At 68.0% G+C, this 24,006-nt stretch carries 21 protein-coding genes; 7 read left to right on the top strand and 14 right to left on the bottom strand.

The genetic code is table 11. The annotated features are described in order from the left end of the window. Positions 1-51 precede the first annotated feature (51 nt). From BN971_RS08800 to BN971_RS08785, 4 genes are all read right to left on the bottom strand, one after another. Positions 52-309 (bottom strand): dsRBD fold-containing protein, encoded by a 258-nt coding sequence (locus BN971_RS08800; protein WP_090349925.1) that lies wholly within the window; start codon positions 307-309, stop codon positions 52-54. 115 nt (positions 310-424) lie between these two features. Continuing rightward, the gene (locus tag BN971_RS08795) at positions 425-1,267 is read right to left on the bottom strand and encodes an SDR family NAD(P)-dependent oxidoreductase (RefSeq protein WP_085183143.1); all 843 of its coding nucleotides are present in this window, start codon (positions 1,265-1,267) and stop codon (positions 425-427) included. Between the two features lie 51 nt (positions 1,268-1,318). Beyond that, positions 1,319-2,539 carry a cytochrome P450 gene (locus BN971_RS08790; protein WP_085183267.1) on the bottom strand — a complete coding sequence of 407 codons (1,221 nt, stop codon included), beginning with the start codon at positions 2,537-2,539 and terminating at the stop codon, positions 1,319-1,321. Between the two features lie 11 nt (positions 2,540-2,550). Continuing rightward, a complete protein-coding gene (locus BN971_RS08785) occupies positions 2,551-3,573 on the bottom strand; it encodes an LLM class F420-dependent oxidoreductase (protein WP_085183144.1) in 1,023 nt (340 codons plus the stop codon). A gap of 76 nt (positions 3,574-3,649) precedes the next feature. Here BN971_RS08785 and BN971_RS08780 point away from each other — a divergent pair, with 76 nt between their 5' ends. Continuing rightward, entirely contained in the window at positions 3,650-5,149 is a 1,500-nt protein-coding gene (locus BN971_RS08780) for an acyl-CoA carboxylase subunit beta (protein WP_085183145.1), read from the top strand. Here BN971_RS08780 and BN971_RS08775 read toward each other — a convergent pair. Genes BN971_RS08775 through BN971_RS08760 form a run of 4 tightly spaced genes read right to left on the bottom strand, consistent with a single transcriptional unit; the run spans position 5,139 to position 9,397 of the window. After that, positions 5,139-6,212 carry a TIGR03857 family LLM class F420-dependent oxidoreductase gene (locus BN971_RS08775; protein WP_085183146.1) on the bottom strand — a complete coding sequence of 358 codons (1,074 nt, stop codon included), beginning with the start codon at positions 6,210-6,212 and terminating at the stop codon, positions 5,139-5,141. The genes BN971_RS08780 and BN971_RS08775 overlap by 11 nt on opposite strands. Next, positions 6,209-6,592, bottom strand: coding sequence for a nuclear transport factor 2 family protein (locus BN971_RS08770; RefSeq protein ID WP_085183147.1), 384 nt, complete (start codon positions 6,590-6,592; stop codon positions 6,209-6,211). Before BN971_RS08770 ends, BN971_RS08775 begins: the two co-directional genes overlap by 4 nt. After that, positions 6,589-7,719: a PHB depolymerase family esterase gene (locus BN971_RS08765; protein ID WP_085183148.1), complete on the bottom strand. Its 1,131-nt coding sequence runs from the start codon at positions 7,717-7,719 to the stop codon at positions 6,589-6,591. The genes BN971_RS08770 and BN971_RS08765 overlap by 4 nt, the downstream gene beginning before the upstream one ends. Before the next feature lie 25 nt (positions 7,720-7,744). Beyond that, complete coding sequence (locus BN971_RS08760; RefSeq protein ID WP_085183268.1) at positions 7,745-9,397, bottom strand: flavin-containing monooxygenase; 1,653 nt, start codon at positions 9,395-9,397, stop codon at positions 7,745-7,747. Between the two features lie 92 nt (positions 9,398-9,489). Between BN971_RS08760 and BN971_RS08755 the strand changes: the two genes are divergently transcribed. The 4 genes from BN971_RS08755 to BN971_RS08740 all read left to right on the top strand — a co-directional run bounded on the left by BN971_RS08755 (position 9,490) and on the right by BN971_RS08740 (position 13,482). Then, positions 9,490-10,482, top strand: coding sequence for a Rieske 2Fe-2S domain-containing protein (locus BN971_RS08755; protein WP_085183149.1), 993 nt, complete (start codon positions 9,490-9,492; stop codon positions 10,480-10,482). Then, entirely contained in the window at positions 10,479-11,090 is a 612-nt protein-coding gene (locus BN971_RS08750; protein WP_085183150.1) for a cysteine hydrolase family protein, read from the top strand. Before BN971_RS08755 ends, BN971_RS08750 begins: the two co-directional genes overlap by 4 nt. Beyond that, the gene (locus BN971_RS08745) at positions 11,087-11,707 is read left to right on the top strand and encodes a PaaI family thioesterase (RefSeq protein WP_085183269.1); all 621 of its coding nucleotides are present in this window, start codon (positions 11,087-11,089) and stop codon (positions 11,705-11,707) included. The genes BN971_RS08750 and BN971_RS08745 overlap by 4 nt, the downstream gene beginning before the upstream one ends. Before the next feature lie 107 nt (positions 11,708-11,814). Further along, on the top strand, positions 11,815-13,482 hold the full coding sequence (locus BN971_RS08740) for an acyl-CoA synthetase (protein ID WP_085183151.1): 1,668 nt from the start codon (positions 11,815-11,817) through the stop codon (positions 13,480-13,482). A 17-nt stretch (positions 13,483-13,499) separates the two neighbouring features. Here the strand turns inward: BN971_RS08740 and BN971_RS08735 are convergent, their stop codons facing one another. After that, a complete protein-coding gene (locus tag BN971_RS08735; protein ID WP_085183152.1) occupies positions 13,500-15,440 on the bottom strand; it encodes a potassium transporter Kup in 1,941 nt (646 codons plus the stop codon). A gap of 183 nt (positions 15,441-15,623) precedes the next feature. On the opposite strand from BN971_RS08735, the gene BN971_RS08730 reads away from it, so the two are divergent. Continuing rightward, complete coding sequence (locus BN971_RS08730) at positions 15,624-16,838, top strand: cytochrome P450 (RefSeq protein WP_085183153.1); 1,215 nt, start codon at positions 15,624-15,626, stop codon at positions 16,836-16,838. Positions 16,839-16,865: 27 nt separating this feature from the next. Continuing rightward, positions 16,866-18,077: a CaiB/BaiF CoA transferase family protein gene (locus BN971_RS08725; RefSeq protein WP_085183270.1), complete on the top strand. Its 1,212-nt coding sequence runs from the start codon at positions 16,866-16,868 to the stop codon at positions 18,075-18,077. A gap of 10 nt (positions 18,078-18,087) precedes the next feature. Here BN971_RS08725 and BN971_RS08720 read toward each other — a convergent pair whose 3' ends face one another. From BN971_RS08720 to BN971_RS08700, 5 genes are read right to left on the bottom strand one after another with little or no spacing between them, the layout of a single operon-like run. Then, positions 18,088-19,287 carry an acyl-CoA dehydrogenase family protein gene (locus BN971_RS08720; protein ID WP_085183154.1) on the bottom strand — a complete coding sequence of 400 codons (1,200 nt, stop codon included), beginning with the start codon at positions 19,285-19,287 and terminating at the stop codon, positions 18,088-18,090. Beyond that, on the bottom strand, positions 19,288-20,334 hold the full coding sequence (locus BN971_RS08715; protein WP_085183155.1) for an acyl-CoA dehydrogenase family protein: 1,047 nt from the start codon (positions 20,332-20,334) through the stop codon (positions 19,288-19,290). It abuts the gene before it with no gap. A 2-nt stretch (positions 20,335-20,336) separates the two neighbouring features. After that, positions 20,337-21,167: an amidohydrolase family protein gene (locus BN971_RS08710; RefSeq protein WP_085183156.1), complete on the bottom strand. Its 831-nt coding sequence runs from the start codon at positions 21,165-21,167 to the stop codon at positions 20,337-20,339. After that, positions 21,164-22,795: an acyl-CoA synthetase gene (locus BN971_RS08705; RefSeq protein ID WP_085183157.1), complete on the bottom strand. Its 1,632-nt coding sequence runs from the start codon at positions 22,793-22,795 to the stop codon at positions 21,164-21,166. The genes BN971_RS08710 and BN971_RS08705 overlap by 4 nt, the downstream gene beginning before the upstream one ends. Before the next feature lie 8 nt (positions 22,796-22,803). Further along, positions 22,804-24,006, bottom strand: coding sequence for an amidohydrolase family protein (locus tag BN971_RS08700; protein WP_085183271.1), 1,203 nt, complete (start codon positions 24,004-24,006; stop codon positions 22,804-22,806).

Genomic DNA, 24,006 nt, shown 5'->3' with positions numbered 1-24,006 from the left:
TCGGCCCCGAACGTGCGGCTTGCCGCGCTGCTCGAGCCGGGCCGCGCGCCGTCAGACCGTGACGCGCCGCGGCGCGCGGACTTGGCGCGCCAGGTCGGACAGCGCCCGCGCCGTCGCCAGTTCCCGGCCGGCCTCGCGCGTGAGATGGTCGCTGGGATGCCGATAGGCGACACCGTGGCCCGCGAGATACGAGCCATTCCAGCACAACTCGGCCGTGGCGCGGGTGCGGCCGCGGGCTTCGTCGATCGACACCGCGACCGCCGGGTGCAAGGCGGAGACCGGGCGAGCGTGGCGTGGGGTGCGGTACATGCCCGAATCATGCTGCGGGACAGTGTCACTGTCGAGCGTATGGGCGCGTGCCGCGCGTTTTGGTGACTTTAGTCCCCCCGGTTGACGCCAAAGGACACCTCGGCGCGTCATGCGCTCAGGCGCGCGACTCGCGCCCGGAACCGACCTTCGCCATCGTCCGGTCCCACAGCTCGCGGGCCAGGCCGGGATCGTAGGCGGCCCGGTTGGCCCTCGCGACCGTGCCCTTGGCGTAGTACTCCCCCGAGACCCAGTCGGCGCCGGGCGCGCTCGAGGCCAGCCAAACCAGCTGCTCGGCCCCCTCCTCGGCGCTCGCGATCAGGCGCCGGACCGGCGTGCGGCGCATGAGCGGTATCAGCCAGGAGCCGGATGCCTCGCCGAAATTGGTGTCGACGAACCCGGGGTCCACCACCGCGGCCGACAGGCCTTCGGCGTGATAGCGCCGGTGCAGCTCGCGGGTGAACAGGACGTTGGCCAGCTTGCACAGCGCGTAGGCGGTGCTGGGCCGTCGCCGGTCGGTGGTTTCGAAGTCGGCAAGGGTGACGTGGCGCAGGAATCTCTGCGACGAGCTGGAGGTGTTGACGACGGTGGCGTGGGAGGCGACCAACACGTCCAGCAGCCGGGTGGTGAGCAAAAACGGGGCCAGGTAGTTGACCTGAAAGGTGATCTCGTGGCCGTCGGGCGTCCTGCGCATCTTGGTGAACATGGCGCCGGCGTTGTTGGCCAGGACGTCGATGCGCGGGCATTGATCGCGCACCCGGTCGGCCAGGGTCCGCACCTGCGACAGATCGGCGAAGTCCGCCACCAGGTAGGCGGCGTCCAGCTCGGCGGCCACCGCCTTGGCCTTGGCCTCCGACCGGCCGATCAACAGCAGGTTCGCGCCGCTTCGGCTCAGCCGGCGGGCCGCCGCGGCGCCGATGCCGTCACTGGCACCGGTGATGACGATCGTTGCGCGCGCCATGGGTCCCCTCACGTCCAGGGATCGCTAACCCGTCCAGGGTAGATGGCGGGCTCAGAGCAGGGAATACCGAACCGGCAGGTGCTTGAGGCCGCCGACGAAGATGGTGGCGGTCAGTTCCGGATCACCATTCAGCTCAATCGATTTCAGCCTGGGCAGCAGCTCGGAGAAGAAGCTGTCGACCTCCATGCGGGCCAGGGCCGCGCCCATGCAGAAGTGCACGCCGTAGCCGAAGGCCACGTGTTTGTTGGGGTCGCGGCCGACGTCGAAGCGGAACGGCTCGTCGAAGACGTCCTCGTCGCGGTTGGCCGACACGTAGGACAGCAGCACGGATTCACCGGCGGTGATCGGCACGCCGCGGACGGTGGTGTCCTCTGCCGCGGTGCGCATGAATTCCTTGACCGGGGTGACCCAGCGGATCATCTCCTCGGTGGCCAACGGCATCAGGTGAAGGTCGCCGCGCAGGCGCGCCAGCTGGTCTTGGTTCTCGATGAGAGCCTGCATGCCGCCGGAGATGGTCGCGCTGGTGGTGTCGTGCCCCGCGGTTGCCACGATGAGGTAGTAGGACACGGTGTCGATGTCCGAGAGCGGCTCGCCGTCGATGCGGGCGTTCGCGATGGTCGACGCGAGATCGTCGGTCGGATGCTCGCGGCGCGACGCGGTCACCGCGTTGAAATACTCGAACATCTCCAGCAGCGCGGGCAGCTGTTCGGAGTTCGTGGTGCCGCGCCGGTATTCCGAGTCCTCGCTGCCGAACAGCTCCTGGGTCAGCTTGAGCATCAGCGGGAAGTCGGCCTCCGGCAGCCCCAGCAGCGACATGATCACGTACAGCGGGTAATTGACGGCGACCTGCTGAACGAAATCACATTCGGGACCGACGGCCACCATCTTGTCGACGTAGTTCCTGGCCAGCTCGTCGACGCGAACCTTCAACGCGCGCATCGCCTTCGGGCGAAACCAGTCCGAGCCGATCGCGCGCACCACCCGGTGCTGCGGGTCATCGAGGTGGATCAGCGTGCGCACACCCACCGCCGCGGCCTGCTCGTCGCCCTCGATCGTGGTCAGCACCGGGCGTGGCCAGTTGGTGAACAGCGCGTTGTCGCGCTCGATGTCCATGACGTCGGCGTGTTTCGTGATCGCCCAGAAGGGCCGGTAGCCGGGCACTTCCACCCGCGACACCGGGGCGTTGGCGCGCAGGTGCGCCAGCGCGGCGTGCAGCCGCGGCTCGTCCGTGTAGGCCAACGGGTCCGCCAGCAGCTTGGCGGCCTCGTCCATGATGGTCGTGCTCACTCGCGAAACTCCTTCAGTGCGGCTGAAACACAGGCGGGGGATGCTGTCATGAGGATCGGCAGCACGCGATCGACCGAGCCGTCGCAGCGACGTTTCAGGGCGGCGCCGATTCCGTCGACGGGCCCGACGACGGCGAACGCCGCCAGCATCTCGTCGTCGATCAGCGCGGCCATGGCGTCCCACTGCCCGTCCAGGGACAACCGGTGCAGTTCGGGCTGCAGATCGCCCCAGCCGTGCACCTCGAGGACCCTGCGGTACGCCGGTGTGGATCCGTAGAACGCGAGCTGCTTGCGCACGGCCGACATGGCGGCGGCCAGTTCGGCGTCGTTCTCGCCGGTGGCGACCAGCACCTCGGCCGCGACCTGGAAGTCCTGGCGTGCGCGGCCGCTGCGCTGCATGCCGCGCTGCAGCGCGGGCAGCGTCACTTCGTCGAGGTAGCGCCTGGAGACCATCGGATGGCCGAGATGACCGTCGGCGACCTCCCCGCACATCTCGGTCATGGCCTCGCCGACGGCCGCGATGAAAATCCTTGGCGGTGCATAGGGTTGGGGCTCTGGGGTGAACATCGGGGTCATGATCTTGTGCGTGTAGAACTCGCCCTCGAACCGCAGCTTGGTGCCGTCCGTCCAAGCCTGCCAGATCGCGCGCAGCGCGGAGACGAACTCGTGCATCCGGCGCGCGGGATGGCTCCACGGCATGCTGAATCGCTTCTCGATGTGCGGCCGGATCTGGGTGCCCAGGCCGAGATTGAACCGGCCCCGGGAATACGCCTGCAGGTCCCACGCGACGTTGGCGACGATCATCGGGTTGCGCGCGAACGCGACCGCGATGTTGGTGCCCAGCTCCAGCCGTGCGGTGTGCTCGGCGGCCAGCAGCAGCGGGAGGAACGGGTCGTGACTGGTTTCGGCCGTCCACCCGCCCGCGTAGCCGTCGCGTTCCAGACCGGCGGCCGCCGCGGCCGCGTCCGCGAGCCGATTGGGAATGCCCCCGTCCAGCTTGAGTCGGGGGGCGCCAGCCATGCGGGCTACTTTACAGTAAGCAATCCAGTATGTGACCCTGCTCGTCAAGAGGCGCTTCCAAGAGGTAGGACATGGCATGGCCAAGGCCCAGGACTGGGAGGAAACGCTCGGCGATCTCGAGCGGCGGCGGCACCACGCGTGGGGCATGGGCGGGCCCGACCGCCTGGCGAAGCACCGCGGTAAGGGCAAGCTCGACGCGCGCGCCCGAATCGAGCGACTCCTGGACCCCGGCACCTTCCACGAGTTCGGGACGCTGGTCGGTGGCGACATCGCCGCCGACGGGCTGGTGGTCGGTTCCGGTCGGATCAACGGCTCGCCGGTGATGCTGGGCGCCGAGGACTTCACCACGATGGCCGGAAGCATCGGCCCGGGAGGCAACTCCAAGCGTTACCGGATTGCCGAAATGGCGCTGCGGGACAAGATTCCGCTGGTAATGCTGCTCGAAGGGGCCGGCTTTCGTCCCACCGGGGGGCATTACGGGCGCGCCCCGACGGACCTGCTCGCCCAGACGCAGTGTTCGGGGCGCGTCCCGACCGTCGCGGCCGTGCTGGGCCCGTCGGCCGGGCATGGCGCGCTGGTGGCCCCGGTGTGCGACTTCCGGATCATGAGCGCCCAGGGCGCGATCTTCACCGCCGGCCCCCCGGTGGTCAAAGAGTCCACCGGGGAAGACATTTCGAAGGAAGACCTCGGCGGACCGGACGTCGCGCTGCCCAGCGGGGTGATCCACAACGTCGCCGAGGACGACGAGGCGGTGCTCGACGACATCCGTCGCTATCTGTCCTATTTTCCGCCGAGCGCGTGGTCCTACCCACCGTCACTGCCGCCGGAGGAGGCGGCGGCGGCCCCGCGGGCCACACCGGAATTGCTGGACATCGTCTCGCGGGACAACCGCCGCGTCTACGACATGCGCGCCGTGCTCGACGTGGTCTTCGACAGCGCCGACTGGTTCGAGGTGCAACCCAGGTACGGACGGGCGATCATCTGCGCGCTGGCCCATCTCGGCGGGCACCCGGTCGCGGTCGTCGCCAACCAGCCTCAGGTGCTGGCCGGGTCCATCGACGCCGACGCCGCCGACAAGGCTGCGCACTTCATCATGGTGGCCGACTCCTTTCACCTGCCGATCGTCTTCCTCGCCGACAACCCCGGCATGTTGCCGGGCAGCCGGTCCGAGCGCAGCGGCGTGCTGCGCGCCGGCGCGCGGATGTTCGCCGCGCAGACCGCGGCCACCACGCTCAAGCTGCACCTCACGCTGCGCAAGGCGTACGGGTTCGGCTCGATGGTCATGTCGCTGTTGGGGTTCGACCAGCAGGTCGCGACGTTCGCCTATCCCGGCGCGACGATGGGCGCGATGAGCGCGGCGGCCCTCAGTCGCGCCTCGCACGCCGGCGAAGACCTGTCGGCCAAGCTGCGCGACGCCGAGCTGGAGGCGTCGTACCGGTCGGCCGAACGCATGGGCTTCGATGAGTTGATCGATCCGCGCGAGACCCGGGACGCGCTGCTGGCTTCCCTGCTGCGTGGCCTGTCCAGCCGCCAGGCGGCAGCCGAGCCGGTGAGCCGTACGGTCATCATGCCGTGACGGCTCCCCCGCGGGCAGGTTGGGCGCTCGCCCGGTATTGTGCGACGACGGGCTCGAGTTCGTCGGGTGTCGCGCCGTGCATGATCACCGCATCGGCCCCGTAGTCGAACTCCTTGCGGATGCGGTCCACGCATTGGCGGGCCGACCCGGTGGCCGAGGGCTCCAGCCACTCCTCGGGTATCAGCGTCGCGATGTGCTCGATCTGTTCGGGCGTGGCCTTGTGATCGATGCCGCCCGCGATCGACGTCACCACCTTGTCCTCGCGGAACCGTTGCAGCACGGCGGGATCCCAGTCGTTGGTGCGCACCAGCAGGTCGCCGTAGCCCTGTAGGTAGGTGGCCAGGCGGGCGACGGTCTTCTTCAGCCGCAACTGTTCGCCGATGTGGTCGCCGACGGTCGCAAAGCACGACCACACGCGCACGTCGGCGGGGTCGCGGCCCGCCTTCTCGGCGGCGGTCTTGACCGTTGTGACGCAGCGCTGCAACGTCTCTGGGGTGAAGTAGGTGTGCAGGATGACGTCGTCGAAGACCCGGCCGCCCAGCTCGAGGGTGTTCGGGCCGAACGCCACCAGAGCCAGGCGGATGTCCTCGTCGAAGTCCGGGTCGAGAAACAGGACGGGGTACTTGCCCATCGGGCCGTCGTGGTTGAAGATCGCCTCGCCGTGCCAGAGCCGGCGCATCACCTGGGCCCAATCCTCCATCTGGGCCGTGGTGACCGCGGGTATGCCGAAAGCGCCGTAGATGGCGGCGATTCCGCGGCCGATGCCAAGCGTGAAGCGGCCTCCGGACAGCCGGTGCATCGTGGTGGCCCACGATGCGGTGATCAGTGGATGGCGGGTGTTGTGATTGGTTGCCGCGGTGGCGATTTGCATGCGCGTGGTGGCCGCGCAGGCGGCCCCGGACAGCGAGGACGCTTCCTTGACGTTCCAGCGCTCGGAGATGAAGGCGGTGCCAAAGCCCAACTCCTCGCCGCGGCGGGCCTCGTCCATCAAGGTCGCCGGTCCCTCACCGCCCGCCCCGGCCAGCAGGTAATAGCCCAATTCGTTCAGTGCGGATTCGCTCACGTCCAGACTCCTTGCCCGTAGCCACAGTTGTAGACCTCGGTGATCCTTCCGCCGACGACGCGGAACACCTCGATGCTGCCGATGTTCGTCTCGGTGCCGTCGGCGGTGGTCATGGTCGAGTTGTAGACGATCGCGACGTGCTCGCCGTCTTCACCCTCGACGACGACGTTGAGGTCGAAGCGCAACGATTCGAACAGGCGCCACACGTCGGCCACGCGGCGCACCGCCTCGGCCCGCGTCAGCGTGCGCGAGGCGCCCACCTCGTGACGGATCACGGTGTCCCCCAGTAACTCCTCGGCCAGATCGAGGTCGCACCGGTTCCACACCACGAGGTTGTAGAGTTCGACGACCTCACGCGCCGTGCGCACGGTGGGGGTCACCCGGTCGCGCCCTCGGCGACGCCACGCAGGAATCGCTCGGTCACCGATTGCACGCGCCGGGAGAAGATGTGGCCCACGTGGCTGCCGTCATACCAGTACAGCCGCCCGCCCCAGCGTTCCTGTAACAATGTCGCGGGCTCGCGCATCGCCATCCGGTCATGCCACGCGCCGACGATGAGCCGCCGGTCCGGCGGCGGAGCGGGATCGACGGCCAGTGGATCGATGACCGACGTCAGTTGCGACACTTCCGGGGAACTCAGCAGCTCCTGGAACGCGCCGCGGGAGGGGCCCCAGCGGGCCAGGTGCCGGGCAATCATCCCGTTGAGCCCCAGGATCGGGGTGTACAGCGCAACCGCGTCGACCTCGCGTTCCAGGTGGGAAACCAGCGCCGCAACCGGCGTCCCCATCGAAATCCCGGCCACCACAACGGCGCTCGCCTGCGGCTGCGCCCAGCGAACGACGGCCCGGACCTCCGACACCGCGCGCATCATGCCCGCGACGTTGCCCAGCGGATCCATGTCCGGATACGCCGGCCATTCCCGTCGCCGCGAACCGTGGCCGGGCTGCACGGGCATCGCGACGTTGAACCCCAACTGGTGATGGATGCGGCCGATCCGGGACAGCAACAGGTCCTCGGTGCCGCCCTGGCCGGCGCCGTGCACCCAGACCAACCAGGGCCGGGGACCGTCGTCGTGCCGGCACAGGTGCACCACCGCCCTCGCCGGGCCGCCGAAACCCCCGGCTTCCAACGTTGCGGGCAGCATCGGATCGTGTTCGAACGTGAGCCTCTCGTAGGCCAGGCCGGCGATCCGGCGCCGCCGTGTCGACGTCACGCGCAGCGGTGCCGGCTCGGCATGCGCACGGTCGATGCCCAGGGCCGACAGTTCCTCGGCCGCCGCCGCGCAGCTTTCCATGGGCCGCATCGCCGGCGGGTTGCCGCCCAACAGCGAAAAGACGCTCAGCGCAAGCTCGTCGAGCATGACCTCGCCGAATTGGCGGACGCCGCGCGGTGACGCGGGGGCCCAACCGCTGGATTCGTTCAGCCCGGCCACCGTGCGCGGCACCAGCAGGCCCAGTTCGCGAACCGCGTCCCGGCCCACGCCCAGCACGCGCGTCGCCCCTGACATGGCACTCACCCTAAACCAGACCCACTTACGCCAGCTTGAAGCCGGTGTAGCCCCCGGCCGCGATCTCGTCGCAGCGGCGCCGGTACTCGGGGATCCCGCCGGTGTAGCCCATGTACATCCGTTTCTTGCCGGGCACGTTGCCGCCGTTGTACCAGGAGTTGCAGGACGGGTGAACCAACACCGTCGGCGCGACCAACGCGGTGGTGTGGTCGACCCACTCCTGCTGCGCGGTGGGCAGCGCCTCGATGGTGCGGATTCCGTTGTCGCGCAGGTAGGTAAGGCAGTCGCCGATCCACTCCACGTGCTGCTCGAGGGCCGCCACGAAGTTCGTCGTCGCGCTGGGGCTGGCCGGCCCCTGGATGGTGAACAGGTTGGGGAAGCCGGCGACCGCCAGCCCCAGGTACGACAGCGGCCCTTCACGGGCCCAGAAGTCGCGCAGCGACATGCCGTCGCGCCCGCGGACGTCGATGCGGTTCAGCGCGCCGGTCATCGCGTCGAATCCGGTGGCGTAGATGATGACGTCGAGTTCGTAGGCGTTGCGGGCGGTGCGGATTCCGGTCGGTGTCACCGCGGTGATCGGCGCGGTGCGCAGGTCGACGAGCGTGACGTTATCCCGATTGAAGGTCTCGTAATAGCCGAAGTCGATGATCGGTCGCTTGCACGCAAAGGGATGATCCGGCACCAGGGCGGCCGCCGTATCCGGATCCTTGACGACGCGCGCGACGGCCTCCCCGTACAGCTTGGCGGCCATCCGGTTGGCCTCGATGTCGAAGAAGATGTCGCCCCAATTGAGGGCGCCCATGACACCGTTCTCGTCGATGGCGCGCAGTTGCTCTTCGCGCGTCGCCGACTTCAACGGCGGTCTGCCGAGCATCTCGAACAGCACCGAGAAGGCGCTCAGCCGCGCCGCCCCGATCGGGTGGGCCCGCTGGGCCGCACGGATCTCGCCGTAGCGCGCCTTCATCTCGTCGAGCTCGCCGGGCTCGAACCGCCGCACCCGCCACGGCAGGGTGTAGGCGGGTGAGCGTTGAAACACGTAGAGCTCCAACGCCTCTTGGGCCACCACCGGAATCAGCTGAACGCCCGTCGAGCCGGTGCCGATGACGGCCACCCGTTTGCCGACCAGGTCGACGCCCGCCCTTGGCCATCGGCTGGTGAACAACGACGTGCCGTCGAAGCTGGCCATGCCGGGAATGTCGGGCTCCAGCGGCACCGAGAGGATCCCCGAGGCCGCGACGACGAAGGCGGCGCGCAGCTCCGCACCCGCCCTGGTCCGCACCACCCATTCGCCGGCGTCCTCGTCGAACGCCATCGCGACGACCTCGGTGTCGAACTCGATGTCCCGGCGCAGGTCCAGCCGGTCGGCGACGAAGTTCAGGTATGCCTCGATCTCGGGCTGGGCCGGCAGCGTCTCGGTCCAGACCCACTCCTGCTGGATCTCCTCGCAGAAGCTGTAGGAGTACTCGATGCTTTCGATGTCGCACCGCGCGCCCGGGTACCGGTTGAATAGCCAGGTTCCCCCGACGTTTTCGGCCATCTCCAGCACGCGGGTCCGCAGCCCCAACTGACGCAGGCGATGCAGCATGTAGAGGCCGGAGAACCCGGCCCCGATCACCAGCGCATCCCAGCGCGCGGCGTCGCCGGGACGCTGCGCCGCCCGGAGATCATCTCCGCCCATCACGCTCCTTGCCGCCGCACCCTAGACGGGGTCCTGCCGACCTGCTGAAATCTATACTGTAACCGACTTAGTATCCTCCGGAGAGGCGCGCCGTGAAAGTACCGTTTACCTGGAAGGTCACCGGGTGGTTCATGATCGGGTGGTCTCCGGAATTCCCGGTCGGCGAGGTCAGGCCCCTGCGCTATTTCGGCGAGGACCTCGTCGCCTACCGCGACGCCACCGGCGCGCTGCACGTCCTGGAAGCCCACTGCAAGCACCTCGGCGCGCATCTGGGCCACGGCGGCACGGTGGTGGACGACTGCGTGCAATGCCCGTTCCACGGTTGGCGCTGGGGACCCGACGGCTCCAATCGCCACATTCCGTATCAACCCGACCGGCCCAACCGAGCGCTGCGGCTGCGAACGTTCCCCGTGCGCGAACAGTACGACTGCGTGTTCATCTGGCATCACCCGGAAGGCAAGGAGCCGCACTGGGAGATGCCGGACATCTTCGGGAAGTTCCCCCAGTTCGAGACGGACCCCTCGGCCTACTACCGGGCTTATCCGGAATTCTCCCGGCGCGCCGAGCGCGAACCGGTGCACCCGCAGACCGTTGCCGAAAACGCCCCTGACAGCGCTCATTTCGAGTACGTGCACCACGCGACCGTCACGCCGCTGGTGCTGGACTGGAAGACCGTCGGTCCCGAATGGCAATTCGTCGCGGGGTGGCCCGACGAGCGCAGCGACAACCCCGGGGATCTGGCGTTGCGTTTCCACAGCCACCTCTTCGGGCTCGGCGGGGCGATCAGCGTGTTCGAGGGCGCCCAGAATCATCGGCTGATCTTCACCTGCACGCCGGTCGACGACGAGTGTTCGGACCTCTTCTACTCGATCTGGTGGCCGCGCCTGCCCGGCGACACCAACGCGGTGCCCGAAGGCCGCCTGCGCGACCTCATCGAAAGGCAGTTCCTGTCCACGGTCTTCGACGATCTGCAGATCTGGCGCTACCAGAAATACGTGGAACACCCGCCGCTGTCCAAGGCCGACGCGAAGGGGTACATGGCACTGCGCGAATGGGCCACCCAGTTCTACGACGTGCCGGCATGACTGCCCTTCACGAACTGGTGGCGCCCGGGCATACGGCGCTCATCACCCAGGAGTGCCAGGGGGCGGTCGTCGGGCCGCGCGCGGGGCTGGCCGCGCTCGCCGAGGAGGCCCGGCGCGTCGCATTGCCCAACATCGTGCGGCTGGTGCCGGCGGCGCGGTCGGCGGGCGCACGCGTCGTGCACTGCCTGGTGCAGCGGCGGCCCGACGGACTGGGCTCCAACCACAACGCCAAGATCTTCGCCATCGGCGGGGTCGACATTGCGCCCGGTAGCGCGGGGGCGGCCCTGCTACCCGAATTGGGGCCCGAACCAACCGATCTCGTGCTGAGCCGCTGGCACGGCGTCGGGCCGATGGGCGGCACCGACCTCGATTCTGTGCTGCGGAACCTGGGCGTCTCCACGATCGTCGTCATCGGCGTCTCATTGAACATCGCGATCCCCAACATCGTCATGGACGCCGTCAACGCGTCCTACCGCGTCGTCGTCCCGCGAGACGCCGTCGCCGGCGTCCCCGCCGACTACGGGCAGGCAGTCATCGCCAACACCCTGTCGTTGCTCGCGACCATCACCACGACCGACGAGCTGCTTCGGGTATGGGAGCGGCCATGACCGACACCGCGCCCGAAGCCCAGGGCGGGTTTCCGATCATCGAGCCGGCCAACCACCCGCACCCCGGACTCGACCGGTTCGTTACCGAGCTGCGCCGCCTGCACGACCTCGCCGTTTGCACCGATCCCGAGGGCTCGGCGTGGGCGGCGGCGGCCGGGCACATCGCCGACGCCTGCGCCTTGCTGGACGGTAATCAGGTGCCGGAGGGCGTCGCGCCGGCCGGTCGAGCGATCGGGCTGCCCGGGTTGGGTCATCCCCTGCTGCCCCCCTGGGTGATGACCGGGTCCGACGCGGAGGGCGTGCGCATGCGGGGACACTTCACCCGGGCGCACGTGGGCGGCAACGATGCGGTGCACGGCGGCATGATCCCGCTGTTCTACGACTGGTTGTTCGGGATGGTGGTCTCCACGGCGGGAATTCGCCCGACCCGCACGGCCTACCTGCATGTCGACTACCGCAAGGTCACCCCGATCGACGAGCCGCTGACCGCCCACGGTCGCATCACCGGCGTCGAGGGCAGGAAGGTTTTCATCTCCGCTAGCATGACCTGCGCCGACGGGACGCTGCGCAGCGAAGCCAACGGGTTGATGGTCCGGTTGCTCCCCCACCAGCCATGAGAGGCAACTCTCGCTTGGCGAGCAGACGCAGAATCGCACGGCGCGAGCATTGCGGATGCGATTCTGCGTCTGCTCGGCATACATAATGAGAGGGCTACCAGAAGCAGATGTCCACGACCGCAACGCAATTCACTGTTCCCGCCGTCGCCCGCGCGGTCGCGGCGGCGATTCCCGATCGCGACTACCTGATCCACGGCGGGCGCCGGTTCACCTACCGGCAGGTGGTCGAGCGCGCCACCCGGCTCGCCGCGTATCTGCACTCCCGCGGGCTGGGCTGCCACACCGAGCGGTCCGCGATCGCCGGCCACGAGGTGGGCCAAGACCTGGTGGGCATCTACGCCTACAACGGAAACGAATATGTCGAGGCGTTGCTGGGCGCCTTCCTGGCGAGGGTCGCGCCCTTCAACGTCAACTTCCGCTACGTCAAGGCCGAGCTGCAGTACCTGCTGGCGGACTCGGGGGCGACCGCTTTGATCTACCACGCGGCGTTCGCCCCCCGCGTCGCCGAGATCCTGTCCGGACTCCCGCAGTTGCGGGTGCTGATCCAGATCGCTGATGATTCGGGCAACGAGTTGCTGGACGGCGCAGTGGATTACGAGGAAGCGATCGCCTCGAGCGCGCCGGAGCCGCCGCCGGTGCGGCACTCCCCCGACGACCTCTACGTGCTGTACACCGGCGGCACCACGGGGATGCCCAAGGGCGTCCTGTGGCGCCAGCACGACATCTTCATGACGTCGTTCGGCGGGCGGAACATGGTGACCGGCGAACCCGCCGACTCCCTCGACCAGATCGTCGCGACGGCGACCGCCGGGCCCGGCACCAAGCTGATGGTCCTGCCGCCGCTGATGCACGGCGCGGCGCAGTGGACCGTGATGACCGCGTTGACCACCGGCCAGTCGGTCGTTTTCCCTTCGGTCGTCGATCATCTGGACGCCGAGGATGTCGTCCGCACCATCGAGCGGGAACGCGTGTCGGTGGTGACGGTGGTCGGCGACGCGATGGCGCGACCGTTGGTGGCCGCGATCGAGAGGGGCGTTCAAGAGAGGGGGGCCGACGTGTCGTCGTTGGCCGTGGTCGCCAACGGCGGCGCCCTGCTCACCCCGTATGTGAAGCAGCGCTTGATCGAGGCCCTGCCCAATGCCGTCGTCGTCGACGGGGTCGGGTCCTCGGAGACCGGGGCGCAGATGCACCACATGTCCATGTCGGGGGCGGTGTCGACGGGCACCTTCAACGCCGGGCCCGACACGTTCGTGGCGGCCGAGGACCTGTCCACCATCCTGAAACCGGGCCACGGCGGGATCGGCTGGCTTGCGCAGCGCGGGCACGTCCCGCTGGGCTACAAGGGCGACGCGGCCAAGACCGCCGCGACGTTCCCGGTGATCGACGGGGTGCGCTACGCGGTTCCCGGTGACCGCGCGCGCCATCGCACCGACGGCACCATCGAACTGCTGGGCCGCGATTCGGTGACCATCAATTCCGGCGGCGAGAAGATATTCGCCGAGGAGGTGGAGACGGCCATCGCGTCACATCCCGCGGTGGCCGACGTGGTGGTCGCCGGGCGGCCGAGCGAGCGGTGGGGCCAGGAGGTGGTCGCCGTCGTTGCGCTCGCCGCCGGCGCCGACGTCGGTGCGGACGAATTGGTCTCGCACGCAGCGCAATCGCTGGCCCGCTACAAACTGCCGAAGGCCGTCGTGTTCCGTTCGGTGATCGAACGCAGCCCGTCCGGCAAGGCCGACTATCGCTGGGCCCGCGAGCAGGCCACGAACGGGCAGTGACCGGGTGCGTAGAACCGCTACACCTCGATCCGCGCACCCATGACGACCGTCCGGTCGATGGGTAAGCCGAAATACTCGGCGGCGTCCGCGGCGATGTAGGAGGTGGCCACGAAGAGACGCTTGCGCCACGCGGCCATCGTGGGCGCCGAGCCTGCCCGCAGTTCGAGCTTCGAGAGGAAATACGACGCGTCGTCGACCGCGATCGGGCCCTCGGTTTGTCGCGGATCGAGCAGGCGCAGCGCGCCCGGGATGTTGGGCCGTTCCATGTAGCCGAATCGCGCGGTGACGTGGATAACCCCGTCTTGTGCGTAGCCCAGGGTGTCGACTTCCGTGCGTTCCGCGTCGGGCACCCGCGGTACCGGCATGGTCTCGATCGACATGATCACCACATGTTCGTGCAGAACGTAGTTGTGTTCGACATTGGCCCGCATCGCCAGTGGCGCGGTTTCTTTGCCACGGTTGAGGAATATCGCCGTGCCGGCGACCCGCACCAGCGGCGGGCGGTGGCCGGCCAGGTGGGCGATGAATTCGCGCAGCGGTCCCTCCGCCCGAGCCCGGGCTTGCGTGACCAGATCGCTGCCGCGCTGCCACGTGGTCATGACCGTGAAAGCCGTTGCGCCGATCAGGAGCGGCACCCACGCCCCGTGAATCAGTTTGGTCAGGTTCGCCGCTACGAAGAGCAGATCGACCGACAGCAAAGAGCCTGCGCCGATCGCGATCAACCACCTGGGCGTTCCCCATCGTGTGCGCGCGGTGTAGAAGAAGAGCAACGTGGTGATGGTGATGGTCCCCGTCACCGCCATGCCGAAGGCAAAGGCCAGAGCCGCCGAGCTGCGGAACGCGAACACCAGGATGAGCACCGCGACCATCAGCAGACCATTGATCCACGGCACATAGATCTGCCCGATCGTCGACTCGGACGTGTGGACGACCCGCAGCCTGGGCAGGTAGCCGAGCTGAGCCGCTTGCGAAGCCACCGAGTAGGCGCCCGTGATCACCGCCTGGGAGGCGATGACCGTTGCCGCCGTGGCCAGCACCACCATCGCTAATCGCGCCCAGGCGGGCGGAAGCAGAAAGAAGGGGGCATTCACCAGTCTCGTGTTGCCCAGCAGCAACGCGGCCTGGCCGAAATAACTGAGCACGCACGCGGGCAGGACAACAAACAGCCACGCCCGAGTGATTGCCGGCCGACCGAAGTGGCCCATGTCCGCGTAGAGCGCCTCTGCGCCCGTCACCGCCAGCACGACCGCCGCCAGCGAAAAGAACGCCACGTCGAAGTGGCCGCCCATGAATGTCAGCGCGTAGACCGGCGACAGTGCCCTGAGGATCTGTGGATGCGCGGCGATCCCTTGGACGCCACACGCTCCGATCGCCACGAACCACCCGACCATGACAGGCCCGAACACCCGCCCGATTGCCGCGGTGCCGCGGCTCTGAATGGCGAATAGGAGAACGATGATCACCGCGGTGATCGGGACGACCCAGCCACCCAACCGCGGTTGTATCACCTTCAGACCCTCGACCGATGAGATCACCGAGATCGCCGGGGTGATCATGCTGTCCCCGAAGAACAGCGAAGCACCGAAAACCCCGAGCACCGCGAGCATCATCGCGGCGCGGCGACCCCCTCGGCCGACCAGGCCGCGCACCAGGGTGATGAGCGCCATGATGCCGCCTTCGCCGTGATTGTCGGCGTGCATCACCAGGGTGACATAGGTGAATGTGACGACGACCATCACCGACCAGAAGATCAGCGACACAACTCCATACAGGTTTGCCGTGGTGATCGGAATGGGATGCGGATCGCTCGGGTCGAAGATCGTCTGAATGGTGTAGATCGGGCTGGTCCCAAGGTCGCCGAACACCACACCGAGCGCGCCGATCACGAGTGAAGAGCGGGCCTTCTCGGTTCCGAACACGGTTCGAAGCGGCAACGCGGGCTTGGCATGCGTGGGCATGGTGGAGGTCCTTTACCGGTGCGTTCGGGGGGCGGCGACGCGGCGGGTCGATCGTAGAGCGCGAATCGGTGGCGCGCCATCCGGCAGGTATCGGGCTACCAGCAGGTGGTGTTGTCTACTGTAAGAATTACAGTAGGATGCTTAGCAAGGACCGCCGTTCATGCTGGAGATGCTGGAGACCCTGTGCCGAACGATGTTGAAGCCGCCGCCGGTCCCGGCGATCAGACCGTCAGCCTGAGGGACCCCTACCCGTTCTTCGCCCGCAAGCGTCGCGAATGCGGCGTGTTCCGCGGGACGGTCATGGACTACTCCAGAACCCCGGAGTCCCTGCTGCCCAAGAGCGAGTACTCGGCGATGTCGTTCGACGCGGTCAACACGGTCTTCCGCGACGGCCGGGTCTTCAGCTCGGCGCCGTACGACAAGACCATCGGCCTGTTCATGGGCCCGACCATTTTGGCGATGGAAGGAAAGAAGCATCGCGACCACCGCAACCTGGTGTCCGCGGCGTTCAAGTCCAAGGCGCTGGCTCGGTGGGAATCGACCATCGTGCGGCCGGTCTGCAACGAACTGATCGACGGCTTCGCCGACGCCGGTGCGGCAGATCTGGTGCGCCAGTTCACCTTCGAGTTCCCCACCCGCGTGATCGCCCGGCTGTTGGGGCTACCGGAATCCGACCTGCCGGCGTTCCGCAAGCGCGCGGTGCAGTTGATCAGCTACAACGTCGACTACCAAGGCGCATTCGAGGCGTCGGCCGCGCTCAAGGACTATTTCCTCGAGCAGATCGAGGGGCGCAGGTCCACGCCCACCGAGGACATCATCGGCGATCTGGTGAGCGCGGAAATCGACGGCGAAAAGCTCACCGACGAAGCCATTTACTCCTTCCTGCGGTTGCTGCTGCCCGCCGGCCTGGAGACCACCTACCGGTCTTCGGGCAACCTGCTGTACCTGTTGCTCACCCACCCCGAACAATTCGCCGCCGTGCAGGCCGACCACGGCCTGATCCCCCGGGCGATCGAGGAGGCGCTGCGCTTTGAGACCCCGCTGACCACGGTCCAACGGTTCACCACCGAAGACACCGAACTGGAAGGGGTGCAGATCCCGGCGCGCGCGGTGGTCGGCGTGTGCATCGGCTCGGCCAACCGCGACGAGCGGCGCTGGGAGCGTTCGGAGGAGTTCGACATCTTTCGAAAGCAGTCCCCGCACATCTCGTTCGCCGCCGGCGAGCACACGTGCATGGGCCTGCACCTCTCGCGTCTGGAAACCCGCGTCGCGCTGGAATGTCTGCTGAATCGGTTGACCAATTTCACCCTGTCCACCGACGGCGATCCGCACATTCACGGCCAGCCCTTCCGTTCGCCGACGGCGCTTCAAGTGACGTTCGACGCCAAGGAGAACTGACGATATGGTCGTCAAATGGTGAAGGTGATGGCGGGCTTTCGGGTCCTGGAGGTTGCGCAGTTCACGTTCGTACCGGCGGCGGGAGCCATCCTCGCCGACTGGGGCGCCGACGTCATCAAGGTCGAGCATCCCGTGCGCGGCGACACGCAGCGCGGCTTCCTCAACATGGGTGGCATTCAGGTCAACCCGGAACGCCACCCGCTGATGGAGCATCCCAACCGCGGCAAGCGCAGCGTCGGCATCGATGTCTCCACGCCGGGTGGCCAGGAGGTGCTCTACGAACTGGCCAAGACCTCGGACGTGTTCTTGACCAACTATATGCCGGCGCAGCGGCAGAAGAACGGGTTCGACGTCGAGCACATCCGCGCGGTGAACCCGAACATCGTCTACGCGCGCGGGACGGCATACGGCGACAAGGGGCCCGAACGGGGCGTCGGCGGCTACGACGGGACGGCGTTCTGGACCCGCAGCGGGATCGGCTACGCCCTGACCCCGGAGGAGTTGGGCGGCGCGCTGGGACAAGGCATTCCCGCGTTCGGCGACTCCATCGGCGGCATGAACATCGCGGGAGGTATCTCGGCGGCGCTGCTGCATCGCGAGCGGACCGGTGAGGCCCTCGAGGTCGATGTGTCGTTGCTGAGCACCGCCTGGTGGGCCGCCGGCGCGAGCGTGACGCAGGGCATGGAGACCGGCGAGGTCATGCGCTCGCCCATGCCGGGGTCGGGCGCGTCGGTCAATCCCTTCATGGGTAACTACCTGACGTCCGACGGGGGGACGATCAACCTGTGCATCATCAGCCCGACGGGTTGCATCCGCGACACCTTCGAGCACCTCGGCATTCCCGAGGCGGCGGACGACCCGCGCTTCGCCGAGGTCCTGCCGCTGATCCAGAACGCCGACGCGGCCGCGGAGCTCATCGCGAAGGCGTTCGCCGCCAAGCCGTTTGACTACTGGCGCCAGCACCTGAAGACGATGAAGGGCCAGTGGGCACCCTTCCAGAGCCTCATCGACCTCGCCGACGATGAGCAGGCCATCGCCAACGACATGATCGCCGAGGTCGAACTGGCCAGTGGCGGAACGCCGTTCAAGGTGGTGCGCGGGCCGGTCCAATTCAACCACGAGCCGTTGGAGACGACGAGGGCTCCGCAGGCTTCCGAACACACCGAGCTGGTTCTGCTGGAGCTGGGCATGGACTGGGACCGCATCGCCGAGCTCAAGGAGTCCGGCGCGATCGCGTAGACCGGCGCCGTCAGGACACTTTCTTGGCGACCGGCGCGTACGCGGGCTTGCCCAGGCCGAGCACGTATTGCGCGATCATGTTGCGGAAAACCTCCAGGGTGCCGCCGTAGATCCCGACCAGTGGGGCGAAGCGGTACGTGTACTCGGCGGCGCCGTCGTCCGCCGCGCCGTCGGTGCCGGCCGGCAGCGCGGACGCCGTGCCGAGGATGTCCATCAGGTCCGGTGAGATGTCGCGCATCGTCTGCGCGATGGCGACCCGGCCGAAGATGCCCGGGGCGCTCAGCGCCGCTTCCATCCGGGCGGCGCTGCGGCCCAGCCGGTAGGCGACGGAGGAGTCGTCGATGAGCCTGCGGCCGTTGGGATCCCGCGCCGCCGACCTGGCCGCGGCCTTGTCCACCGCGTCGGCCATGAAACCGGCCTGATGCATCATGATCGACACGTCCTGCAGCCCGTCGGGGGCGGCCGCCACCGCGCCGTGCTCGACGTTGAGCGGCTCGCGCAGCACCGTCCAGCCGGCGTTCGCGTCGCCCAGGCGGTACTTGTCGTCGACGCGCACGTCGCTGTAGTAGACGATGTTGGTGCGGTCGCCGTCGACGGTGCGGATGCCCTGGATCTCGATGCCCGGTGAGTTCAGCGGCACCAGGAACATCGTCAGGCTTTTGTGTTTGGGAGCATCGGGGTCGGTGTTGGTGATGAGGAAGACGTACTGGCAGTTGTGTGCTCCGGTGGTGAACATCTTGGAGCCGTTGATGATCCAGCTCGATCCATCCGCCTCCCGCACCGCGCGGGTCTTGCAGGTGGCCACGTCGGACCCGCCTTCGGGCTCGGTGTATCCCAGGCACAGCCGGACGTGGCCGGTGAAGACCCCGGGCAGCACCTCGTCCTGCAGCTCCTGCGAACCGAACCTGGCCACGGAGCGGGCCACCATGGCGGTGGTGCCCCACGTCACCCAGGGCACGTGCGCGCGCCGCTTCTCCAGTTCCCAGATGCGCCGACGCACCCGGGTGAAGCCGCCGTCGGCCTCGGCTTTCCACTCGCGCTCGAGGTAGCCGGCGGCGCCCAGCGCCAGGTGGACCCCCTCGTCGAAGTTGTCGCCGGTCTCGCGGTCGCGGCGCCTGACCTCGTCGGTCACGTGCGCGCGCAGAAAATCTCTTGCCTGTAGCTGGAATTCGCGGTCCTCGTCGGACAGCGCGACCCTTGAGAAATCCACTTACGCGTCCTTTCGGCTCTCGCGGGCGGCGACGAGCTCCCCGATGTATTTGGCGCTGGCGCCCGGGTCGCCGCCGGCCAGCGGCCAGCCGCGGGCCCGCACCAGATAGGCCGTCGCGGCCGCCTCCGCGGAGACTCCGAGGCCGCCCTGCACGTGCACCGCCATGGTCGCGGCCTTCGCCGCCTCCTCGGCCATGAAGACGAACGCCGAGGGCGCCAGCTCCGGGCGTTCGTCGGGCTCGTTGTCCAAAAACCATGCCGCGCGCCGCGCCAGGTTGCGGCCCCCCTGCACGGTGATCGCGATGTTGGCCAGCGGATGCGAGATGCCCTGCAGCGTGGAGATGGGCACGCCCAACGTATAGCGGGTCTTGGCGAACTCCGCGGCGATGGTCATGGTCTCCTCCACCAGGCCCACCAACGCCGCGGCGGTCAGAACCCGCCATTCGTCAAGGGCCCGTTGATAATGCGCCAGCGCGTCGGGTCCGCCGGCCAGCACGCTGCGACGGTCGGCGGCCGCCGGGTCCACCCATGCCATCGGCAGCCGGCCGATGTTGTCCACCTTGGCCGGGCGGGTGTCGAAGATCAGGCGCACCACCTCGGTGCCGTCGCGGACGATGATCTGATCGGCGATCGATCCGGTGGGAATGAGCCGGGCGCCCGAGACGGTGTCGTGCTGGGGATCCAGGCCCGCAAGCCGCGTGCCGTGCACGACGTCGGGGTCCGCGGCGCCGAGCCTGGCCAGCAGCCGGGCCGCGCAGACCTGGTCGATCCACGGGACCGGGGCCAGCGAGCGGCCGATCTCCTCGGCAACCAGTGTCAGGTCGACGAGCGTCGCGCCGTCCCCGCCGGCCGACTCCGGCAGCGCCATCGTCGTCGCGCCCATCGCGCACAACCGCTCCCACAGGTTCTTGTCGAACCCGGATTCCTCCGCGGCGCGGACCGTTTCGATGGAGCAGTGGGTTTTGAAGAAGTCGCGGTAGGCGGCCTGCACCGCCTCGTGATCCGGCGTCAGGCTGTAGTCGAGCCTGCGTAGTTCGTAACGGTCCATGCTCAGCGCTCCTCCTGGCCACCGAAAAAGAAATCCCGCGCGTTGTTGTAAAGGTAGTTTTCGAGCACGTCTGGGGGCAGGTCGAGTCCCGACGCCTCGGGAATGACGCGGCGCATCTTCAGCACCGGCCAGTCCGACGCGAAGATCACCCTGTCGGGCCCACGCGTGCGCATGTAGTGCAGCAGGCTCTCCGGCAGCCGCTTCGGCGACCAGGCCGACGTCATCAGGCGCAAGTTGGCGTATTTGAGCAGCAGCCTGATCGCGACGTCCCACCACGGGTCGGCTCCGTGGATCATGCACAGCTTCAGTTCCGGGAAGCGCACGCACACCCGGTCGAGGTGAATCGGGTTCTGCACCTCCCCCGGGATCGGAGGCCCGGGGATACCGGTGTTGATGCACAGCGGCAGCCCGAGCTCGGCGCACTTGGTGTAGAGGGGGTAGTAGACGGCGTCGCTGGGCGGATACTGGCCGTCGCCCCAAAAGCTGGGTCCCACAACGGCGTACGCGACGGGGAGATCGCCGACGACCGCGGTGAGCTCGCGCAGCGACGGCATCGGCCGCAGCAGGTTCATCCCGCCCATGGCCAATGCGAAACGGTCCGGCCTCGCGTCGACGAACTTGCGCGCCGTCACCGACGGCTTGGCGAGGTTGTCCATCAGGATGGCCGTGCGTACGTCGTGGGCGTCCATTTCGTCGAGCAGCGCCGACAGGTCGACCGGCTCGAACATCGAGTCGGGCCCCTTGAAGTAGTCGTCGCGCACCTTCAGCATCCACGTCGGTTGCTGCCCGATTTCGCCGAAGTGCACGTTGACCAGGCAATCAATGGCTTTCATGTCGGCATCGGCGCCTTCTCGGTGGCGTGTTGGACCGCTTGGGCTTTCGCCCAACGGTAATCGGCCTTCCCATTGCCCAGGCGGTGGACGTGGTCGACGAACAGAAATTCCTTGGGCACCTTGAACGCAGCCAGTCGGGCGGTGCAGTGGCCATGCAGCTCTTCGGGTGTTGCGGCAGCACGGAGTTCGACGAGGGCGGCAAGTTCTTCGCCCCATCGTTCGCTCGGTCGGCCGACGACGAGCGCGTCGGCAACGGCGGGGTGCGCGCGCAGCACCTCCTCGACCTCCTCGACGAAGACCTTCTCCCCGCCGGTGTTGACCACCAACGAGTCGCGGCCGAAGAGCCGCAGCGTCCCGTCCGGCTCGAGGGCGGCGCGGTCGCCCGATATCACCACCCGCTTGCCGGCGATCTCGGGGAAGGTCTTGCCGGTGGCCTCCGGATCGTTGAAGTATCCCAGCGGGATTCGCCCCTCGCGCGCCGCCCAGCCCACCCCCGGTTCGCCGGGCGTCAGGAAGTGGCTGTAGTCCTCGGAGGCGACCAGCCCGCCCTCGCGCAGCGTGAAGGTGTCGGTTCGGGTTCCCTGCCGGCTGTGGCCGAACCCCATGTTTCCGGTTTCCGATGAGCCGTAGCCGTTGATCAGGGTGATCTGGGGTAGCAGTTCCAGCAGGGCGCGTTGGTATTTCGGATTGGTCGCGGCGCCGCCGGTGCCGATCGCGTACAGCGAGGACAAGTCGTAGGAGCCGCGCCGCAACTCCGCGACCAGTGGCGCGGCGTAGGCGTCCCCGACCATGGTCATCATGCCGACCCGCTCGCGCTGCGCCGTCTCCCACACCGTGTGCGGCTCCAGTTTCCTGCTGGTGTCGTACAGCACGACGCTGGTGCCGGCCATGATCGCGGCGAACGCCGTCCACATGCCCGCCGCGTGCATGAGCGGCGAAACGGCGAACCACGGCGCGCCGGCGTTGCCGCGCACCTTGTCGTGGATTTCTCGGGCGGAGGCGTGATCGGCGCCCACCATCGACGACACATAGATGTCGGACTGTCGCCACAGCACGCCTTTGGGCCGGCCGGTGGTTCCGCCGGTGCAGATCATCAACAGGTCGTCCGGCGAGGGCGTGACGCTCTGGTCGCTATCCCCCTGAGCCAGCGCGTCATCCAGCGGCACCGCACCCACCGAGTCCGGCGCGGCGCTGGCGTCGTCGACCGACAACAACAGGTCGACGCCGTCACGGGCCAGCGCCTCGGCGAACTTCGCGCCCAGCGCGCGGTGGAAGATGATCGCCCGCGGCCGCACGTAGTCGAGCAGCTCGCCGACCTCGCGCGGCGTGTAGTGGTAGTTGATGTTCACCGGGACGGTTCTCGCCTTGAGGCACCCGATGACCATGTCGGGGTACAGGTCGTTGTGCATGATCAGGGCGACGCGGTCCTGGCCGCATTCCCAGTTCCGCAGGCCCGCCCGCTCCCGGTGCGCCCCGAACCCCTTGCCGGCCAGGAAGTTCGCCAGCCGGCGGGTGCGGTCGGCCGACTGGCCGAAGGTGCTGCGGCGGTCGCCGCACACGGTCATCGTCCGGTCGGGGATGACGTCGGCGATGGCGTCGAGAACCGCGCCTATGGTCCATTCGCTCATGGGGAGCGCTAAGCGGTCGATCCGACTTGGACCCCGAGCAGGTCCAGCGCGTTGTCGCGCATGATCTTTCGGATGTCGGACTCGCTGAAGGCCGTGAGCTCTTCGGTGAACGACACCGGCGACTCGAGGCCTTCGCCGTGCGGCCAGTCGGAGCCGAACAAGATCTTCTCGACGCCGATGAGCCGGGCCAGCTCGGGCAGATCGTCCTCGTAGTAGGGGGCGATCCACACGTTGTTGCGCAGCTGCTCCACCGGATCCTCGGGGAAATGCCGCGGGTAGTTGTTGGCCGCCTTCTTCAGCCGCTTGACCAGCCGGTGCACGAAGTAGGAGCCGTTCTCGATGCTGACCGCCCTGAGCTTGGGGTGCCGGGTGAACACGCCGTGCACGATCATCGAGGCCATGGTGTCGTGGATGGCACGGTCGTCGAGGAGCACCGTGTCCAACGGGTCCTTGTCGCCGAACCCCTCGAACGTCGCCTTGCCGCCCCACTGCGCCGCGATGTGCAGGTAGCCGCTGTCGGACAGGTGGAAGCCCACCGGCACCCCGGCCTCGGCCAGGCGCGCCCATACCGGGTCGTGGCTGGGGTCGCCCAGTGACCTCGGCTTGACGACGCCGGGCACCGGGGCCGGGCGCACCAGCACCAGCTTGGCGCCGCGCGCCAGCACGAACTCGACCTCGTCGACCGCACCGGCCGGGTCGGCCAGCGAAATGATCGGCGCGGCGATGATTCGGCGGTCGGGCCGGTCGAAGCCCCAGTCCTCGTCGAGCCACAGGTTGAACGCGTGCACCGACGCCATGGTCGCCTCGATGTCGTGCTTGAGCGCCTCCTCGACACCGCAGCCGAATGTCGGCAGCATGAACACCGTTTCGATGTCCTGGGTGTCCATGACGGAGATCCGCGCGTCGCGGTTCTGGTATTCGGGATGTTCGCCCAGCCGCTCGACCTTCATCAGCGACGCCGGGTCGACGCCTTCGGGGATCTCGCCGCGGAACAGCAGGTCCAGGCAGCCCGGGACGATGATCGGGTCGAACGTCGGGTTCGGGATGAAGTGGTTGACCCGGTCGCCGATGACGGCCCACGTGCGCTTGCCGTCGCGCAGCATCTGCACGCCGCGGCGCTTGAACCTCTTGTCCAGATGGCGGGTGAACGCATCCAGCGGCTCGTAGTAGTGGTTGTCGACGTCGATCGGCTGATAACCCAAGGTGGCCAT

It is taken from the genome of Mycobacterium bohemicum DSM 44277 (assembly GCF_001053185.1).
Classification (GTDB): Bacteria; Actinomycetota; Actinomycetes; order Mycobacteriales; family Mycobacteriaceae; genus Mycobacterium; species Mycobacterium bohemicum.
Note: the sequence above shows the minus strand (reverse complement) of the source record. Positions and strands in the feature narration are given on the sequence as shown.

Bases quoted from the DNA above. Each gene is read 5' to 3' on its own strand.
- BN971_RS08725 (WP_085183270.1), top strand. From the start codon at position 16,866: ATGGCGGGCTTTCGGGTCCTGGAGGTTGCGCAGTTCACGTTCGTACCG.
- BN971_RS08740 (WP_085183151.1), top strand. From the start codon at position 11,815: ATGTCCACGACCGCAACGCAATTCACTGTTCCCGCCGTCGCCCGCGCG.
- BN971_RS08790 (WP_085183267.1), bottom strand. From the start codon at position 2,539: ATGGACGAGGCCGCCAAGCTGCTGGCGGACCCGTTGGCCTACACGGAC.
- BN971_RS08715 (WP_085183155.1), bottom strand. From the start codon at position 20,334: ATGGACCGTTACGAACTACGCAGGCTCGACTACAGCCTGACGCCGGAT.
- BN971_RS08760 (WP_085183268.1), bottom strand. From the start codon at position 9,397: ATGGGCGGAGATGATCTCCGGGCGGCGCAGCGTCCCGGCGACGCCGCG.
- BN971_RS08785 (WP_085183144.1), bottom strand. From the start codon at position 3,573: ATGGCTGGCGCCCCCCGACTCAAGCTGGACGGGGGCATTCCCAATCGG.
- BN971_RS08735 (WP_085183152.1), bottom strand. From the start codon at position 15,440: ATGCCCACGCATGCCAAGCCCGCGTTGCCGCTTCGAACCGTGTTCGGA.
- BN971_RS08710 (WP_085183156.1), bottom strand. From the start codon at position 21,167: ATGAAAGCCATTGATTGCCTGGTCAACGTGCACTTCGGCGAAATCGGG.
- BN971_RS08700 (WP_085183271.1), bottom strand. From the start codon at position 24,006: ATGGCCACCTTGGGTTATCAGCCGATCGACGTCGACAACCACTACTAC.
- BN971_RS08795 (WP_085183143.1), bottom strand. From the start codon at position 1,267: ATGGCGCGCGCAACGATCGTCATCACCGGTGCCAGTGACGGCATCGGC.
- BN971_RS08745 (WP_085183269.1), top strand. From the start codon at position 11,087: ATGACCGACACCGCGCCCGAAGCCCAGGGCGGGTTTCCGATCATCGAG.
- BN971_RS08765 (WP_085183148.1), bottom strand. From the start codon at position 7,719: ATGTCAGGGGCGACGCGCGTGCTGGGCGTGGGCCGGGACGCGGTTCGC.
- BN971_RS08750 (WP_085183150.1), top strand. From the start codon at position 10,479: ATGACTGCCCTTCACGAACTGGTGGCGCCCGGGCATACGGCGCTCATC.
- BN971_RS08800 (WP_090349925.1), bottom strand. From the start codon at position 309: ATGTACCGCACCCCACGCCACGCTCGCCCGGTCTCCGCCTTGCACCCG.
- BN971_RS08705 (WP_085183157.1), bottom strand. From the start codon at position 22,795: ATGAGCGAATGGACCATAGGCGCGGTTCTCGACGCCATCGCCGACGTC.
- BN971_RS08780 (WP_085183145.1), top strand. From the start codon at position 3,650: ATGGCCAAGGCCCAGGACTGGGAGGAAACGCTCGGCGATCTCGAGCGG.